A 278-nucleotide genomic window follows, 5' to 3' on the forward strand; every position below is an offset into this window, starting at 1 on the left:
CGGACAAATCCATCCAAGCGGTCCGTCTCGGCGGAGAGCGTGCGGCCAATCCCGGGGATGTCATCTTGCGGAATCAACCCGTCTTCGAGCGCCTCGGCGTAGCCACGCATGGCTGTCAGGGGTGTCCGGATCTCGTGAGAGATGGAGAGGAGGAATTCACGCTGCCTTCCTTCGCTGGCCATGAGCGCGTGGTCCAGGGTGTTGATCGCTTCTCCCACGGCGCGCACCTCAGCCACCCCATCGGGATCGAGGTGGACGGTCCGTTCTCCTGCGGCCAT

Annotated in this window: 1 protein-coding gene; it reads right to left on the minus strand. The window is 64.0% G+C overall.

Annotation, left to right across the window (positions count from 1 at the left end):
• Positions 1-278, minus strand: a 278-nt coding sequence (locus SB772_RS40285) for a histidine kinase dimerization/phospho-acceptor domain-containing protein (RefSeq protein ID WP_410838555.1), incomplete at both ends; no start/stop codon positions are given.

It is taken from the genome of Paraburkholderia sp. SIMBA_030 (genome assembly GCF_046535245.1).
Classification (GTDB): Bacteria; Pseudomonadota; Gammaproteobacteria; order Burkholderiales; family Burkholderiaceae; genus Paraburkholderia.